This is a genomic window from Lacticaseibacillus hegangensis (assembly GCF_003946465.1).
Classification (GTDB): Bacteria; Bacillota; Bacilli; order Lactobacillales; family Lactobacillaceae; genus Lacticaseibacillus; species Lacticaseibacillus hegangensis.
Map to the genome: position 1 here is coordinate 1 of NZ_RHOL01000009.1, position 17,599 is coordinate 17,599.

A 17,599-nucleotide genomic window follows, 5' to 3' on the forward strand; every position below is an offset into this window, starting at 1 on the left:
TGAAACACCAAAGCAGCGCAGTCCCGTGTGAATCGTGGGATTGCGCTGCTTTTTTGAAATTCTATGAATAATCCAGGTTCAATGTTATCAACGGGTTTTTCCGCGTTCTGTTTCTCCATGGAGTAGACGATTCCTTGAAGGAACGGCAGGAAGACCGGGTTGGTGTTGAAATACTGCATGTGCCGAGTCAGCGCGGCGTAGTAGTCGTCGTCATTTTTGTAAAGTTTGCGCAGCAGCGGCATCATGGTCCAGCCGAAACCCGGGCCCTGCATCCGGACGTAGGTCATTTCGCCCATGACAGTGAAGCCGCGCCAGAAGATGCTGTGAATATTTTTCTTGTCTTCAGTGGTCAAAGTCGTATTTTTTGTACTCACGATAAGAAGTCCTCCATTTCTTTGGAGCCAGTCTTCCCGGTGTCACCAGTGGCCGGTCCGCTAGGGTTATTCTTGTTGTTCTTACGCTTGCTGAAGTCGGTCAGGACGTAGTAAACCGCCAGTGCCGCCCCAAGAACGGCAATCGGCATGGTGCCGAGGTTCAGGTAAGCAGCCAAGATGAAACCAATGAAGAAGAACGGGATCAATTGCTTATCCCACATCGAGTTGACCAGGATCGCCATCCCTAAGGCTGGCAGTGCAGCGGACATGGCAGTCAAGGCGTTATTGACGAAGCCTGGCATGCTATCCATCAGACTCTTAACGGGTTCAACGCCAACCATCATGATCACGAACGCCATGATCGCGTAAACGGTAGGGTAGAAGATGATGGCGAAGTAGTGGGCGGCGGTGAAAAGCTTGTCATTGTGGTTCGCAACGGCGCGGTCTTCGAAGTCAACGACAAAGTTGAAGAAGACACCGGCAATCAGGTTGAAGAGTAAGACCGCGAGTAAACCGATTGGAATGGATAACGCGACGGCCGCCGAGGTGCCCTTGCCGAGCAGGATCCCAAAGGCAGTGCCGAACACCCCAGCAGACGCGACATCGGAAGGTACTGAGCCGCCAACGCTGAAGGTGCCCAAGAAGACGGCCTCGATTGCTGCCCCCATTAGAACACCTTCGCGCAAGTCCCCAAGCGCCAAGCCAACGAGAGGGCCAATCCAGATCGGTCGGATCTGGATGTTGAAGAAACCCCAGTCGAGGAATTTGGTGAGGAACATGATAATGGCAATTAGTAAGGCTTGAATAACCATGTTTAAGCTCCTTTGCTAATGAGTTTGTCGAATGCAATCAGTTGCTGATCAGGCACAATTTGGTAATTAACGGTGATGCCTGAATCCTCGATGGCCTGCAGGTCGGCGACGTCTTGGTCGCTCAGCCGCAGGTTATCCGTGTACTGTTTCTTTTCTTCGGCCTTACCGACCCGGCCGAAGTTGCCGATGTTGACCCGCGGGATCCCGGAGACGATTTCCGTGACGAAGCATGCGTCTTGTGGATTATTCACGACAATTAAGCTGTCGAGTTGCTGGATCCGCGGATCGGCAAACAGGACCTTGGCGTTTTCGCGCGTTAACACAATTGCTTTCATGGTGTCAGGGGTCGCCATTTTCAAAGAGGCCGTCTGAATCGGATCATTTGCGGCCTTATCGTTCACGACAATGATCCGACTGACGCCAAGGTTTCGGCTCCAGATCAGTGCGACCTGACCGTGGATCAGGCGTTCGTCAATGCGTAACATTTTAATCAATAAGATCACCTCATCTTTTTTTCTGCAGAATTTGGAACTTAGGCCTTCACCGTTGAACAAGCAACTATGGTGCCATTAATTGGCGAATGAGAGATGAACCGTGGTTTGACGGCGCTGGTGAGGACATTTATAAAAGCGCCTTCAGGAAATTCTTGTGAACCAATGAATAAATGGTATGATGTTTTCGACAGAACAGGCACGATTCTATAATGTGTCGAAGGAGGCGTTTTCAATGGGGGCTCATGAAGTTGAGGCACAAGTCCGGCAGTTGACCAAGGCGGCCTCAAGCTTGGCCGACCTGACTGCGATCACGACGGAAGCAATTGCCAGCGCGGTGCACCTGAGCCGTAATACGACCAGTCAGTACCTGAATGAGTTGCTCAAAGCGCACCGGGTCTTGCAGATCAAGTCACGGCCAACGTACTTTGCCGACCACGAGGCGTTTGCGGCGCAGTTTTTTGCCCCCAAGCTGGACGTTTATCCATCATTAGCCGCCCTTGAGCACGAGCAAAGGACGAGAAATAATGTCTTCAAGTCATTCATCGGCAGCGACCAAAGCATGAAGGAGGACATTGATCGCATTATTACCGCCTTGGCGTACCCACCCAACGGGTTACCGTTTATTCTCTCCGGTAGCACTGGGGTCGGTAAAAGTTATTTAGCCAAGCTGTCTTATGAATACTGTGTGCAGGAAGGCATTTTAAAAGCGCACGCGCCGTTTCTAACGCTTAACTGCGCGCAGTATTACCATAATCCGGAACTGCTTTCGAGCAACCTGTTCGGTTACGTCAAGGGCAGCTTCACCGGGGCTGTCAGTGACATGAAGGGGATGCTGGAGGCGGCCGATGGTGGAATCTTGTTCCTCGATGAATGTCATCGTTTGGATCCGGAAAGCCAGGAGAAGCTTTTCTCGTTCATGGATACCGGGACGTTCCAGCGCATGGGCGACACCGGTGCCGTGCGCAGATCAAACGTCCGGCTTGTCTTTGCGACGACTGAAGATCTCCAGGAGACCTTCCTCCAGACGTTCATGCGGCGGATTCCAATCGCGGTGACCGTGCCGAATCTCAACGACCGGTCCAAAATCGAGCTGCGGACGCACATCTACCAGGCGTTCATCAACGAGGCCAAACGGCTCGATATGCAGATCACGGTCAGCCCGTGGATCATCAACCGCCTGTACAACCACACCTACAAGGCCAATGTTGGCGAGCTGCGGTCGGATGTGCGGATCCTTTGCGCCCGCGTTTTCTCCCAGTCAGACAGCAAGCAGGCCATGACAATTGCCACTGAAAATATCGGCAACGGCTTGCTGACCAATTTGCTGGCCGTCAACGAGCAAGAGACGATTGTCCAAGAGCCGGTGGTTTTCACCCCCCAAAGCGTGCTGTCGGATTACTTGAAAGCCTGGCATGACGACAATGCCCTGGTGAAGGAGCTAATTCAGAAATTCTTACGGCTGGAAAATGACTACCAGACCCAGCAGATCACGCCAGATGTCGTGAAGCAGCAGTTGGCCCGCGAAACGGCCGCGCTGATGGAACAGATGGTCCACCAGGACAAGCGTTTCGAAAACGAATCGCTGAAGTACCTGACGGCGGTGATTCAGAAGTTGTTTGACTACTTGAATTCGAGCTTTTTTGTGAAAATTAAAGGCAACGCGGTCGTCACCATTGCTAATTTTCTGTATCGCAAGCACGACTTTGAACTGACCCTGACCCCGGCTAACGAGGCTAAGATTGAGCATCTGCTGGCGCTGCTGACCGAACACGCGACCGTCGAGAATCAGCTACTAAAGGCGTTCTTGGACCTGGTTCGGACCCAGCTGGACTTTCGGCTGGATGCCCTGAACCGGCTGCTTTTGCTGAGCTACCTGGTCAGCCTTGAGTTGAATGCTGAAGAAACCGGGATGCATGCCTTGATTTTGGCCCATGGATTTTCGACCGCTAGTTCAATCGCGGATGTCACCAACCAGTTTCTCAACGGCAAGGTTTTTGATGCGTACGACATGCCGCTGACGGTGTCTGTCGATCAGGTCAAAGGTTTCCTGGTCGATTACGTCAAAAAGTATGATTGTCACAACGGGCTGATTGTCCTGGTTGATATGGGTTCCCTGATGGTGCTGCCGGAGACCCTGAGCGACTTGCTGACCGGACCGCTGCTCCTGATCAATAATGTGTCGACGCAAGAAGCGCTTTACGTTGGTGAAATGATCCAGCAGGACGCGGGCATCGATGAGATTGGCCGCCGAGTGCAGGATAAATTGTTGCCCCAGTACAAGCTAACTTACCCTGTGATTGAGAAGACACCAATGATCGTCACGACCTGCCACACCGGGGTGGGGTCCGCACGCCAAATCGAGGCGCTGTTAGAACACAGTATTCCGGATTCAGTGAACTACAAAGTGGAGTCTGTCGATTACGCTTTTTTGCTCAAATATCAGCGGGAAGCGCCGATGTTCAAACAATACGACGTGGTCGCAATCGTGGGCACCAACGATCCGAAACTACCAGACGTGCCCTTCATCTCGCTGGAGATGCTCTTTTCAAACAAGGGGACCGAGGTCGTGCAGCAGTTGTTTCCGACAATTACGGACGCTGAGGAATTGGCCTCGATCAATGACAAGCTGATCCAGAATCTTTCCCTGGAGCGGTTGCTTTCGGCGGTGACGATCCTAGACGTTCATAAGGTGATCAAAATCGTTGGTAAAATGATTGAGCGGCTGGAAGATAGTGCGAAGATCCATCTTTCTAATAATCAGCGGGCGACATTATACGTGCACATCTCGGCGTTGATCGAGCGCCTGATTCGTAATGACAAGCCGTTAGAGTATGCACCAGTGGCCGACGTTGAGGCACGAGTCCAAGGGCTGGCCCAACTGCGCCGCGCGTTGTCCGAGATTGAAACCACTTATGGCGTGACAGTTCCCGAGGGGGAGCTGAATTATCTCTACGACATTGTGTATACGGACTAGCGTTGCCTTTGCCATTGTTCGACAGTCTCTTGGCATACTCCTTGCTTGTGAAGGGATGAATCAACCTGAAGGAGTCTTATCGATGTCGAGAATAATTCTGGTATCCCACAATCAACTGGCACTGGGGATGAAGGCCGCGGTCGAAATGATTGCAGGGCCTCAGGCCAACCTAGAGGCACACGGGTTAATGCCCGGTGAACTGCCTGACGCGATCATCGCCAAACTACGCCAAACAATCACTACGGATCAAGACGTCGTCATTTTGGCAGATATTGTCGGCGGATCAATGTGCAACGCCGCGATGGCACTGCTCGACCTGCCGAATGTCCGCCTGGTCGGGGGGATGAATCTGGCCTTAGTGCTGCAGCTGGTCTTGGCCCCTCCAACTGAGCCGGTGTCGCTGAGTAAAGCCATTAAGAATGCTAAAAAAGACGTTCGTGAGGTGGTCCTGGAGCTCAATGCGGATGATGATTTTTTCAAGCCGATGGCCCCTTAGTGTTTCCTGATGGATCAGGTGACCATAGCCACCCACGAAAAGGCTGTCGGAAATTGTCATCATGACGATGATCATTACTTTCCTCAGCAAGCTGATAGCGTTGATCCAAACGATCACGATATCGGCTATCGCATGGCGATTTGGCGCTGGCATTCGGCCGCGGGCGAAAGAAGAGCGACTCAATAAGCCGCTGAACCTTGCTCAGGAAGAGGCGGCGTAACCTTTGCATTCAGAATGCCAGCGGCCAAAATAAGTCTGCGGGGGACGTTAAGGCGTCCCTTTTTGCTGACTTCGTTATCTCCTGCCTTGTGGTGGAGAAAATACCAATCGTTTGTGACCGGGCCAGTAGACGCCCAACTGTGCTAGACTGGGACCATTCTAGTAAGTGAGATGACAGCCATGCCGACAATTCGTGAGATTCAGCCCAAAGACGACGCCCAGATGAAGGCCATTCTGAAGTTCTGCCTCGAGGAGGCCGATTTGGCGCTGCCGGGGACAGCGTATTTTGACCCGCAGATCGGTGAGCTGGCGGAGTATTACGCCGGGGTCGCTCGCAGCAAATACTTCGTCGCGGTGGCGGAGGGCGATGATGATCAGGTGCTTGGCGGCTGCGGAATCGGCCCGGTGGCGGATTTTGCCGACATTTGCGAGCTGCAAAAGCTGTACCTGACCCCGAGCGCTCGCGGCCAGGGCCTGTCCAAGCGGCTGCTGGCCCAAAGCATTGGTACTGCGAAGTCGTTTGGGTATCGCCGGATGTACGTGGTGACCGACACGAAGCTGCCGATCGCCAACAAGTTGTACCAGGCGCAAGGCTTCACGCGCCTGCCCCACGCGCTGGCCGATGACCCGCATGACGGCTGCGACACGTGGTACATCAAGGCCATTTGAACGCGGCAGTGTTCGGCCCGGTTCAACACTAGCCGCACTTTATTTTTAAACACCGGCTTGAACCCGCATCGGAAATCTGCTAGCGTTACCCCTGAAAGGGTTTGCATAACTGCAATTCTTGGAGGAGGAGACGCTGATGGCCGTTCAACGCGCTAAAGACCGGGTTTACGAGAAATTGAAGGAGTTGCTGCGGCTCCATGATAGTGTTGAAACGACGACCTTGGCCGATAACTTGGGGCTGAGCCGGTCCGTGACCAGCCACTACTTGGGGGAGCTAGAAAAGGCTGGTCGTGTCATTAAAAGTGACGGGCGGCCGGTCCGGTGGCGGCTGACCGTCGCCGGTGCGCCCAGCCATGAGCCGGCGGCCTTGCACGGGCTGAATGAGGTGATTGGGGCCAGCGGCAGCCAGCGTGAAAGTATTCGCAAGTGCATCGCGGCGGTCGAGTACCCGGGCGGGCTGAATCTGCTGATTACCGGCAGCAGCGGCGTGGGCAAGACTTTTTTGGCCAAAAAAGTGTACGAGTACGCCCGCGACACGGGTGCTATCGCGGCCGAGGCGCCATACAAGGTGTTGAACTGTGCTGACTACGCGAACAACCCGGAGCTGCTCTCCTCAATCCTGTTCGGCTACACCAAAGGGGCCTTCACCGGCGCCGAGGCTAACAAGCCGGGGCTGATCCAGGAGGCCGATGGCGGCTACCTGCTGCTTGACGAAGTGCACCGCCTTTCCGGGGAAAATCAGGAGAAGCTGTTCACCTTCATGGACACCGGAATTTACCGGCCCATCGGCGAAAATCAGCGTGACTGGCACGCGACGGTTCGCTTTATTTTTGCCACCACTGAGGACCCGAACGCGGCGCTGCTGGAAACCTTCAATCGCCGCGTGCCGGTCACGGTGCACTTGACGACCTACGCACACCGGCCAATCGACGAGCGGCTGGCGTACATCCGGGTGCTGCTGCAAACTGAGGCGAAGAATTTTCACAAGCCAATAACGCTAGCCCCGCAGGCCGTGAGTTACCTACTGAACTTACGTCCGGCTGGCAATGTCGGCCGGCTCAAAAACCTGATCAAGCTGGCCTGCGCCAAGGCGAATACCGGCGAGCACAATGACCTGCTGAAGGTCGGCCTGACCGACTTTGATTTGGCAGGGGCCGCGTTCGACCCGGTTGGTCAGCTGAAAGTGATCAAGCCGATGCTGGTGGCTCCGGATACCACTGATGAAGCCCTGCCGCCGGCGCTTGATCTGACGGTCGGCCAGCAGCTGACTGCCTATCTGCAAAGCGCCACTGACCTCTCCATGACCGATGTCCGCCGCAAGCTCCAGGCGCTGTTCACCGCGCAAGGCGCGATCGATCCCAGCATTTCGCTGCTGCACAGTATTCACGCCGAAGTGTTTAAGCACATCGTCATGCAGCGGTTCGGTCTGAAAGCGGCGAGCGATTACGAAAGCCTGCTGTTTCGGTTGTATGATTCGCGAGTGACGCTGGCCCAGCCAACCCTGGAAAAGCTGCAAACGCTGGCGGCTGATCACCCGCGGGCGCTGCACGTTGCCCAGAAGTTTTACCAGCAGCTGCCGCCACTGGACGCAGCCAGTGCTGAGGCGCTGCCGCTGCTCATGGCCAGCGTGATCTGCGATTCGATCGATGAGTCAATCGCGCTGCGCTGCCTGATGGTGGCGCACGGCTCGCGGATGGCCACCAGCATTCAGTCTGTGGTCAACCAGCTGTGCGGCACATACTTGGTCGACGCTATCGACATGCCGATCGATTCCAGCATCGGCCAGATTGCGACGATTGCCAAGCAAACGGTGAAGGATTTTGACACCTCGAACGGCTTCATTTTGCTGGTGGACATGGGGTCGCTGAGCCAGCTGTACCGCGTGATCAAGAATCAGCTGCAAGGCGACGTCCTGGTGGTCAACAATCTGACCACCGCCACCGCACTGGACATCGCGCTGAAAATTCAGCAGCAGCAGCCGTTTGACCGCATCGCGGAGTACGCCTCAACGGAGTACGCCATTTCGACGCAATACTTCGAAGGCTTTGCCAAAAATCAGAACATCGTGATTTCATGCATGTCGGGTCTGGGCATTTCCGAAAAGCTTAAGGAGATCTTCCAGTCCGTGATGGACCGGCGCCTCAGCGTGGTGGCGATGGATTACGCGCACCTGCACCAAAGCATCGAGGCGGACAACATCAGCGAGTTCGACGCGACGCAGCTGGTGATCACGACCACCAATCTGCCGGACTCGTTTGCCATTCCGCACATCAACATTTACGACCTGCTGGATCCAACTGGCCAGGAGTTTCTGCACAACATTTTGCGCCAATTCATCGACCAGAAGACCTTTGACGATCTGTACAACCGGATCGTTCGCTTCCTGTCGATTGAAGGGGTCACCGAGCGCCTCTCCTTCCTGAATCCGGACGTGATCATTCAGGAAGTCGAAACGGTTATTTTCAAGTTTGAAAATTACTATCACGTTCAGCTCGACGGCAAGGTCAAGCTTAACCTTTACATGCATATTTCCCTGATGGTGGAGCGCCTAATGACCGGGGTCAGCCGCAACGGGGAAAAGGATGAGCGCACGCCGGCCAGCCAGGAAGAGGCGGACTTCAACACGGTCGCCAAAGGCATTTTCAAGCCGCTGGAGCTCAAGTACAACATTGACATTAACGGCTATGAGCTTTCACTGCTGTATCAGCTGATGAATTACGCGTTCACGGAGGCTAAATAAATTCAATGGCTTGGTGCCGCTCCCTGGGGGTGGCGCCTTTTTCGTGTGTGCAGGGCAAGGCGCGGTGAAGTGTTTAGTTTTGTGTTTAAGAATATAGCGCAGCAAAAATTAATGCGGCAAAAGCCAATCACGACCGCTTTGGCACGCCAGTTGCTTATACCATAGTGAACACGTGTGTTATCCGGATAGACATGTGGTGTTTCAATGAATTGGAAGCGTTAACTATTATGGAGGTGTTGAAATGATCGAAATGATGCGGGTCGATGATCGGCTAATTCACGGTCAAGTCGCCTTGTTATGGTCCAAGGAACTTCAGCTCAATCGGATCATTGTGGCTAATGACCGGGCCGCTGCCAGCGAGATTCAAAAAAACGCGCTGCTGCTAGCGGCGCCGGCGTCGATCAAGGTCGCCGTTGAGCCAGTCGATAAAGCCATTAAGTTGGCTAATGATCCTCGCGGCGCCAAGTTGAAAATGCTGCTGATCGTGAACAACGTGGCAGACCTAAAGCGCGTGGTCGATGGGGTCCAGGCGCCGGACGACGTCAAGGTCGACATTGCCAACGTTGGCCGGATCGGTGGCGACTTGGCTAATAAGCAGAAAATCTCAGAAACGGTGTACCTCACCGAAGATGAGGTCAAACTGGTGCGGGAAATTGCCACCAAGGCCAAAAATTTTGTTTATCAACCATTACCTGGAGATACCCCGACACACTTTGTAGATTTATTGAAGGGAGAATAAACAATGCTCTTATATCAAGCGATTGCGGTGGGCCTGATCATGGCCTTCGCAAAGTTTATCAACGCATACGGCTCTTTTGCCCAACTGATGCCATTTATTCAATACATTTTGCTGGCTCTGGTTTTGGGGAAGAGCCCGTCACAAGCCATTATCCTTGGTGCCGCCGTTGAGCTCGCGTTTTACGGCGTCATGCAGATCGGCGCGGTCCTGCCACAGGATACCCAAGTCGGTGGGGTCCTCGGGGTCGCGTTCGCGCTGATTCTGAACCAGAAGCCGGCCGTTGCCGTTGCGCTGGCCGTCCCGATCTCAATGCTCGCGGTCATTGTCTGGAACCTGCTGAAGTTCTGGTTCACCGCGAACGTTGAAGTCTTTGAAAAGCACATCCGCGAGCGCAACCTCGCCAAGTTCAACCGGCTCTGGTGGATGCAGGTCGGCGTTTACGAAGTGGCTTACTTCGCCTTGGCCTTCATCGCCATTCTTGCCGGCACCACTGGCATCAAGATGTTTGTCAACAGCATTCCCAAAGTCTTCCTGACCGGCCTGACCGTTGCCGCCGGCATGCTGCCAGCCGTTGGGATGGGCATGCTGCTCAAGTACGTTTGGAACATTGAATTCCTGCCATTCTTCATTGCCGGGTTTGCCCTTGCTGCTTATCTGCAGCTGCCAATCATGGCGATCAGTATCTTCGGGGTCGTCTTTGGCCTGATCATGTTCTTCATTGACAAGCATATCGATGAGGTGAAAAAGAGCACCAAGCAAGTCAGTTCAGGAGATAAAGAGGAGGACTTCTTCAATGACTAAAATAGAAATGACGGCCGATGACAAAAAACTGACCAAGCACCTCTTTTGGCGCAACATGTGGCTGGGGTTCTGCATGTCTTATACCCGGCAGCAAGGCGTCGCATGGGACTGGGTTCACGAAAAGGCCTACCGTAAAATTTACAAAGATGACGACCAGTTTTGGGAAGCCATGAAGCGCAACCTGGAGTTCTACAACACCACCCCAAACATGAATGGCCTGGCGTCCGGGCTGGCAATCTCGATGGAAGAAGAGAACGCCAAGGCACCGAAGGGCACCTTCGACACAGCTGGTATCAGCGGGATGAAGATCGGGCTCATGGGGCCCTTGGCCGGCATCGGCGACACGTTCTTCTCCGGCGTGTGGGCGCTGATCATCATGGGCATCGCGATCAGCTTTGCCAAGACCGGCAACCTGGTCGTCGCCGCTTTGCCACTGCTCGCCTTGATTCCGAACATCCTGGTCCGTTGGTACGGTGAAAAGTTTGGCTAAAAACTGGGCAGCCAGTACATCGCCAAGGCGGTTCAAAATGGCGTTATGACGATGTTCACGAAGGCGGCTTCAATCGTTGGGGTCACCGTTGTGGGTGGCATGATTGCCACTTTGGTCAAGGTGCCTGTCGTTTTGAAAGGGAAAATCAACGGCTCTGAGCTGGTCCTGCAGAAGATTCTGGACCAGATCCTGCCAGGAATGCTGCCGCTGCTGCTGGCGGTTGGATGCTTCGTGCTTCTGCGCAAGAACGTCAGCCCGGTCAAGGTTCTGATCGGCGTGGTTATCTTGGGCTTCGCGCTGACCTTCCTGGGCATTACCGGCGCATAAGGATCGCTTTAAAGGCTCGTCCTGCGGGCCTTTTTTGCTTTAAACGGCACAAAAGGAGGAAACAATCGTGGCACAAACGAGTGATGAGGAACTGTTCGCTAAGGTGCAAACCAAGCTGACCGCCGAGGCCAAGCGGCTGGGGTCTGCGATCCCATACACGCCAGGGCCAGACGGCAAGTATGTGGACATGGCGCAAAAGGACATCACCTGGTGGACCAACGGCTTTTGGGCCGGCACCATGTGGCTGATGTACAACGCCACCAAGGACCCACTGTTTAAGAAAACGGCCGAGGCCAACGAGGATGAATTGGACGAGGCGATGACGATTTACACCGGGCTGCACCATGACGTCGGGTTCATGTACCAGCTGTCGGCCGTCGCGGATTACCGCCTGACTGGCAGCGAGCGCAGCAAGGCCCGCGGGCTGCACGCTGCGGCGCTGCTTGCCGGCCGCTACAACCCACGGGGCAAGTTCATCCGCTCGTGGAACCGCGACCGCGCCGGCTGGGTGATCATCGACAGCATGCTGAACATTCCGCTGCTCTACTGGGCACGCGATACGATCGATGACCCGCGGTTCGGCTACGTGGCCGAGGACCACGCCGACACTGTGATGCAAAACATCGTGCGGCCGGACGGCTCCACGAATCACATCGGCATTTTTGACCCGACTAATGGGCAACTGCTAAACACCCCAGGCGGCCAGGGCTACGGGCCGGGCTCGTCCTGGTCCCGCGGGCAGGCGTGGGCCCTGTACGGGTTTGCGCTCAGCTTTGCACACACGCAAAAACAGGCGTACCTCGACACCGCCAAGCGGGTCGCGAGCTACTTCATCGCCAACGTTGAGAAGACCGGCTATGTGCCCCTGGCTGATTTTCGCGCGCCGGCCACGCCGGTGATCTACGACACGTCGGCCTCGCTGTGCGCCGCCTGCGGCCTGCTTGAAATCGAAAAGCACGTGAGTGAATTCGAGAAGCCGCTGTACCACGAGGCGGCGGTCAAGCTGCTGCAGGCCGTGACTGACCACTACCTGGACCTGGATCCGGCCACCGACGGCATCGTCTTGGGCGCGACCCCGGCGTACCACGACAAGCTCCACGAGGTGCGGCTGATCTACAGTGACTTTTACCTGGTCGAAACGCTGACGCGACTGCTCGGGAAGGACTTTCTGATATGGTAAGCAACGCGAACGGCCAGCCGTGGCGCGACGCTGACGGCCGGCTGATTCAGGCCCACGGCGGCACCATCCTCGCCCATCAAGAGACCTATTACTGGTACGGTGAGGACCGTAGCCAGCCGGCCTTCGTGGCAGCCGGCAGGCGCGTGGTGCCATTCACTGGGGTGCGGTGCTACTCGTCCACGAACTTGCGCGACTGGCACGATGCCGGCCGCGTGCTGACGGCGGCTTCGGACCCCGAAGGCCGCCTGCAGGTGACCAGTGTCGTCGAGCGGCCCAAGGTCTTGTTCAACGCTGAGACGAGGAAATTTGTGATGTGGGCGCATTTTGACGACCAGGACTACACCTACGCTGGCTGTGTGGTGGCCATGGCGGATGCGCCGACCGGGCCGTTTACCGTGCATGACGTGCTGCGGCCTAACCGGCAGGAAAGCCGCGACATGACGCTGGTTCAGGACGGCGGCAAGGCGTACCTGTGCTTCAGCTCGGACATGAACCAGACGCTGTATTTTGCGCAACTGACGCCAGATTACCTGGACCTGACCGGTTTTTCAGCTAAGATTCTAGTCGATCAGGCGCGCGAGGCGCCGACCGTGGTTCACGACGGCGAGTGGTACTTTACCATCACCTCTGGCACGACCGGCTGGCGGCCCAACCCGGCGCTGTACTCGCGCTCCCGGTTTCTCTTTTCCGGCCAAAAGCTGATCGATAACCCGTGCGTGGGGCCGACGGCGGCAACCACGTACGGCGGTCAGCCGGCCGCGGTGTTCGCAGTGGCCGGGCGCTGGTACTTGCTGCTGGATCACTGGCAGCCGGCGGATCTGAGTCAGTCCGGCTACAGCATTTTGCCGATTGAAATCACTGGTCGCGACTTGCGCGTGGCCTGGACGCAAACGCCATTTGGCGGGGAGGTGAAGGCATGAGTGCCACAGTGGAAAATCCAATTTTACGAGGCTTCAGTCCCGATCCGAGCCTGCTGAAGGTGGGCGAAGATTATTATCTGGCCACCTCGACGTTTGAGTGGTGGCCGGGAGTTGAAATCTATCACAGCGTCGATTTGGTGAACTGGACCTTGGTGGCCGAGCCGCTGAACGACCCAGCGCGCGTGGATCTGCGCGGGGTTTACGATTCCGGCGCGATTTGGGCGCCGCATCTCAGCTATGCGGAAGACCAGTTCTGGCTGGTGTACACGATTGTGAAGTCGGCCACGGCATTCAAGGACACGCTCAATTACGTGATCACCAGCCCGGCGATTACCGGCCCCTGGAGCAAGCCGACGTTCATCAGCGCCAGCGGCTTTGACCCAGCGCTGTTCCACGATGATGACGGACGCCATTACTTCATGAACATGCTGTTTGATCACCGGCTGGATCACCCGGGGTTTGCCGGCGTGGTCATGCAGGAATTTGACGCGCAGGCGAAGGCCCTGATTGGGGAGCGCCGGCGCTTTTTCCCAGGCACGTCGCTGGGCGTTTGCGAAGGCCCCCAGATCATGAAGCGAAACGGCTGGTATTACTTGCTGTGCGCTGCCGGGGGCACGGGGTACAGCCACGCCTCGACAGTCGCACGCAGCCGCAACATTTGGGGTCCGTACGAGTTGTCCCCGTGGCAGCCACTGATCTCGACGAAGTACCACGACGACTTGCCGCTGGCCAAGGCGGGTCACGCCTGTTTTGTTCAAGGGCCGCAGGATGACTGGTACATTGTGTTCCTGTGCGCGCGGCCGCTGACCCCGCACGGCAACAATCCGCTGGGCCGTGAAACCGGGATCCAGTCACTGGTGTGGGAGGATGATTGGCCGCATTTGGCAAACGGGACGCACCTGCCTGACCAAACGGTGACGATTACCTCGGCGCCGGCGACTGCGGTGCAGGTGCTGGACCACTCGCAGGCCATTACGTTTGACCAGCCTAGTCTGCCGGCCAGCCTGAAGACGCTGCGCCAGCCGCTGGGGGACCGCGCGTCACTCACCGCACGCCCGGGCTGGCTGCGCCTGTATGGGCGCGAAAGTCTGTCAAGCCTGGACGCGCAAACGCTGCTGGCGCGCCGGTGGCAGAGCGTTCAGTTCACCGCCGAAACTTGCGTGGATTTTGCCCCGACCAGCTTTCAGCAGCTGGCCGGCCTGGTGCTGTACTATGACACCGCCAACTGGGCGTACTTGCACCTGTCGTACGATGAGGAGCTGCACAGCCGCTATCTGCAGCTGGAGGTGGCCGACTGCGGCAAGTTCAGCTACCTGTCTGAGCACCTGCCCATTCGCTTCGCAGGTCCAGTCGTGTTGCGAGTCCAGGTTGACCGAGAGGTGGCCCGGTTCGCGTATTGCCAGGCCGGGACGGCGCAGTGGCAGGTGCTGGCCACCCCGTACACCGCGGATCACCTGAGCGATGATCACATCAAGGCCAACGGCAAGCTGGCCTTCACCGGCGCCATGGTCGGGATCTGCACGCAGGACATGGACCAGCACCGCTCGCACGCAGATTTTCAGTACTTTAATTATCAAGAACAGTAGTCGGTTGGTGACTGGCGGCGCCTGGGAGAGACCCCGGGCGCTTTTCTTTTCTTGAACGGTAGAATTCTCGCAGTGTTTAGTTGACCTTAAACAGTCTGAGCAATTGCTTGAATCCAGGTATCTATGCCCTCAAATAATTAATTTTTTAATGCCACGGGTCTCCTTTTGTTAAGACCATTGCGGCAAACCAGCTTAAAATAGCAATTAGCTTCGCTTTGGCATACTATTTGCTTGAAGTAGCGTGAAGTATTCTGAGGAGACGTGACGAATGACAAAGATTATTTTGATTTCTCATAATAGCCTGGCAAAAGGGCTCGCTAAGGCGGTTGAAATGATTGCCGGACCCCAAGAAAATTTGGCCGCGTACGCCCTGATGCCGGGTGAAAATCCCGATGACATCGTTGCGGGATTTGCCAAGGACCTGCCCAGCGACGAGCCGGTGCTGATCTTGGCGGATCTAGTGGGCGGCAGTATGTGTAATGCCGCCATGGCCCTGCTGAAGCGGCCGAATGTCCGGTTGGTTGGCGGGATGAACATGGCGCTGGTACTGCAGTTGGTGCTTAACCCCGACGCTAATCTCGATCACGTGATCCAGTCTGCACGAGATAGTTTGCAAGAGGTCCGGTTGACCCCCGTCCATGCCGAAAATGACTTTTTCTAAACCGCGCTTGATCTGTACAGACCTGGACCGGACGCTGCTAGACCCCAAGGGCCAGGTGTCTGCGGCCAACCGTGCCGCCCTTCAAGCGGCCACTACGCGAGGCGTGGTGTTCGCCGTTGCGTCTGGGCGCCGGCTGCCTTCGATTGAAGTTCTGATGGCAGGGATGGGGATTTCCGGTTATAAAATTTTCTTCAACGGCGCCTGCATTGCCGATCCTAACGGTAAGCTGATTCATCGCCAGGCGCTGGCACCTAGCCGAGTCCGCAAGTTGATCGACCTTGGCGCTGCGGCCGGGGTGAATGTGACGCTCAGTACCATGACCGCCAACGTGGACTACATTCCCCAAACTGCCCAGTGGGTGCCGACATACATTGAGGCGCCGGCGACAAAAAGTGACTTGGCACCGCTGTACCAGGCGGCTGAGGCGACAGAGGTGTTTAAGGTCAGCTATTACGGCGCTGATTTGGCTGCACTCGGGGCGGCGTTGGCCACGGTCAGGGCGCGGCACCTGGCCACCGGCTGCTGGACCGACACTCGCTACGTTGAAATGACCGCCCCCGGGGTCGATAAGTTCAGCGGCATTCGGTGGCTGTGTGGGCATCTTGGGCTGGCAGTCTCGCAGGTCGCGGCGTTTGGTGATTACGACAACGATATTTCGATGCTGGCCGGCGTCGGTTGCGGGGTGGCGATGAGCAACGCGCTGCCGCAAGTGAAGCAGGCAGCCGCGCTGGTCGTCGATAATCACGCCAGCAGCGGCGTCGCCAAGGCACTGCTGGCGATGCTGAAATAAGTCGGTCAAGCAAAAAGGAGGGATCACGATGGCGTTAACGCAGAATTTTAGCTTCGGTCAAAACCAGGCCCAGGCGCAAAAACTGGTTCTCACCCAGGGCATGCGCCAGTCGATCCTGGTCCTTCAGCTTGATACCATCGACTTGGCGGCGTACCTGCAGGACCGCAGTCTGGGCAACCCTCTGTTTGACGTCAAGACTCGGCTGGACGCCCCCAGTGTCGCCCCGGTCGCCAATGACAGTTACCAAATCAAGGATACGCAGCAGTCGCTGTTTGATTACCTGCTGGAACAGGTGCAGTTGACCATGCGGAAAACCCCGCTGCGAGCGCTGGTGGTTTACCTCATCGAGCAGCTTGACCCGCGTGGCTATTTGCCGGTCAGCAATGAGCAAATCAAGGCGGAGCTGGGCATCACTGACATCATGCTGGCGGACGCGATGACGCTGCTGCAGCGGTTGGATCCGCCCGGCGTTGGCGCCCATGACCTGCAGGAGTGCTTACTGCTGCAGGCCCAGGCGGATGAGTATCCGGTGCCGACCGGCGTTATCGCCATTTTGACCGATCAGTTTGCCAACCTGACCGCTGGCCGGTTCGAGGCAATTCAGGCGAAGCTTGCGCTGACTGCCAGTCAGCTGAAGGCCGCGCTCAACTACATCCGCACGCTGTCCGCCGACCCGGGGTTGCCATACAACCACACAGCCACCGAGTTTGTGGTCCCGGACCTGCGCGTGCATCAGGTCAACGGCAAGCTGAGCATGGCCGTGATCAAGGCCAATCAGCCGCGGCTGGTGTTCGCCGAGGAGACTTACGCGCAGCTGAAGGACTCGACCGATCGTGAAGTGCAGCATTACCTCAAGGAAAAACTGGGTGAGTACCAATCCTTGACGTACAGTCTGGCGCGGCGCGAGGAGACACTGAGTCTGATCGGCCGTGAGCTGGTCAAATCCCAGTACGCCTTTTTCATGCAGGAACAGAAATCACTCGCACCGCTGCTGCTGCGGGACATTGCACAGCGGCTGCAGCTGGCCGAGTCGACCGTCAGCCGCGCCATCAACGGCAAGTATCTGCAAACCGACTTCGGGGTCATGCTCATTAAATCGTTTTTCTCTCGCTACTCGGCCAAGGACGCCACGCATTCTGTCGATCAGATTCAGACAGTGCTGGCGTCACTGATTGCCAAGGAGGATAAGACCCGGCCGCTAAGCGACGATGAGCTGGTGGGTCTGCTGCACGAGCAAGGCCTGAACATCGCGCGGCGGACCGTTGCTAAGTACCGGGCGGCATTGCAGATCCCGGTCGCACGCAAGCGCAAACAAGGGAGTGTTTAG

General features: G+C 56.4%; 16 protein-coding genes and 1 pseudogene. 14 read left to right on the forward strand and 3 right to left on the reverse strand.

Annotated elements, in window-relative coordinates; all coding sequences use genetic code 11:
• The 3 genes from EKM86_RS03695 to EKM86_RS03705 form a co-directional block, all read right to left on the reverse strand.
• Positions 1–374: PTS system mannose/fructose/sorbose family transporter subunit IID (locus tag EKM86_RS03695; protein WP_164506152.1), on the reverse strand; the 374-nt coding region annotated here is incomplete at its 3' end.
• On the reverse strand, positions 371–1,186 hold the full coding sequence (locus EKM86_RS03700; RefSeq protein WP_125755173.1) for a PTS mannose/fructose/sorbose/N-acetylgalactosamine transporter subunit IIC: 816 nt from the start codon (positions 1,184–1,186) through the stop codon (positions 371–373). The genes EKM86_RS03700 and EKM86_RS03695, both read right to left, overlap by 4 nt.
• Before the next feature lie 2 nt (positions 1,187–1,188).
• A complete protein-coding gene (locus EKM86_RS03705; RefSeq protein WP_225419348.1) occupies positions 1,189–1,671 on the reverse strand; it encodes a PTS sugar transporter subunit IIB in 483 nt (160 codons plus the stop codon).
• 241 nt (positions 1,672–1,912) lie between these two features.
• Here EKM86_RS03705 and EKM86_RS03710 point away from each other — a divergent pair, with 241 nt between their 5' ends.
• From EKM86_RS03710 to rpoN, 14 genes and pseudogenes are all read left to right on the forward strand, one after another.
• Positions 1,913–4,654 carry a sigma 54-interacting transcriptional regulator gene (locus tag EKM86_RS03710; protein ID WP_125755178.1) on the forward strand — a complete coding sequence of 914 codons (2,742 nt, stop codon included), beginning with the start codon at positions 1,913–1,915 and terminating at the stop codon, positions 4,652–4,654.
• An 82-nt stretch (positions 4,655–4,736) separates the two neighbouring features.
• On the forward strand, positions 4,737–5,150 hold the full coding sequence (locus tag EKM86_RS03715) for a PTS sugar transporter subunit IIA (protein WP_164506153.1): 414 nt from the start codon (positions 4,737–4,739) through the stop codon (positions 5,148–5,150).
• Positions 5,151–5,211: 61 nt separating this feature from the next.
• Complete coding sequence (locus EKM86_RS12340) at positions 5,212–5,370, forward strand: hypothetical protein (RefSeq protein ID WP_164506154.1); 159 nt, start codon at positions 5,212–5,214, stop codon at positions 5,368–5,370.
• Between the two features lie 179 nt (positions 5,371–5,549).
• Positions 5,550–6,038 carry a GNAT family N-acetyltransferase gene (locus EKM86_RS03720; RefSeq protein WP_164506155.1) on the forward strand — a complete coding sequence of 163 codons (489 nt, stop codon included), beginning with the start codon at positions 5,550–5,552 and terminating at the stop codon, positions 6,036–6,038.
• Positions 6,039–6,174: 136 nt separating this feature from the next.
• The gene (locus EKM86_RS03725) at positions 6,175–8,778 is read left to right on the forward strand and encodes a sigma 54-interacting transcriptional regulator (RefSeq protein WP_125755183.1); all 2,604 of its coding nucleotides are present in this window, start codon (positions 6,175–6,177) and stop codon (positions 8,776–8,778) included.
• A gap of 241 nt (positions 8,779–9,019) precedes the next feature.
• Positions 9,020–9,517, forward strand: coding sequence for a PTS system mannose/fructose/N-acetylgalactosamine-transporter subunit IIB (locus EKM86_RS03730; protein ID WP_125755185.1), 498 nt, complete (start codon positions 9,020–9,022; stop codon positions 9,515–9,517).
• Positions 9,518–9,520: 3 nt separating this feature from the next.
• Entirely contained in the window at positions 9,521–10,318 is a 798-nt protein-coding gene (locus EKM86_RS03735) for a PTS mannose/fructose/sorbose/N-acetylgalactosamine transporter subunit IIC (RefSeq protein ID WP_125755188.1), read from the forward strand.
• 7 nt (positions 10,319–10,325) lie between these two features.
• Positions 10,326–11,135 (forward strand): annotated as a pseudogene (locus EKM86_RS12490) (PTS system mannose/fructose/sorbose family transporter subunit IID).
• Between the two features lie 67 nt (positions 11,136–11,202).
• Positions 11,203–12,315: a glycoside hydrolase family 88 protein gene (locus EKM86_RS03750; RefSeq protein WP_225419346.1), complete on the forward strand. Its 1,113-nt coding sequence runs from the start codon at positions 11,203–11,205 to the stop codon at positions 12,313–12,315.
• The gene (locus tag EKM86_RS03755) at positions 12,309–13,235 is read left to right on the forward strand and encodes a glycoside hydrolase family 43 protein (RefSeq protein ID WP_125755196.1); all 927 of its coding nucleotides are present in this window, start codon (positions 12,309–12,311) and stop codon (positions 13,233–13,235) included. Before EKM86_RS03750 ends, EKM86_RS03755 begins: the two co-directional genes overlap by 7 nt.
• Entirely contained in the window at positions 13,232–14,821 is a 1,590-nt protein-coding gene (locus EKM86_RS03760; protein ID WP_125755198.1) for a glycoside hydrolase family 43 protein, read from the forward strand. Before EKM86_RS03755 ends, EKM86_RS03760 begins: the two co-directional genes overlap by 4 nt.
• Positions 14,822–15,089: 268 nt before the next feature.
• Complete coding sequence (locus EKM86_RS03765; RefSeq protein WP_125755200.1) at positions 15,090–15,482, forward strand: PTS sugar transporter subunit IIA; 393 nt, start codon at positions 15,090–15,092, stop codon at positions 15,480–15,482.
• Positions 15,460–16,272: an HAD family hydrolase gene (locus EKM86_RS03770; RefSeq protein ID WP_125755202.1), complete on the forward strand. Its 813-nt coding sequence runs from the start codon at positions 15,460–15,462 to the stop codon at positions 16,270–16,272. The genes EKM86_RS03765 and EKM86_RS03770 overlap by 23 nt, the downstream gene beginning before the upstream one ends.
• Positions 16,273–16,300: 28 nt before the next feature.
• Positions 16,301–17,599 carry an RNA polymerase factor sigma-54 gene (gene rpoN / locus EKM86_RS03775; RefSeq protein ID WP_125755204.1) on the forward strand — a complete coding sequence of 433 codons (1,299 nt, stop codon included), beginning with the start codon at positions 16,301–16,303 and terminating at the stop codon, positions 17,597–17,599.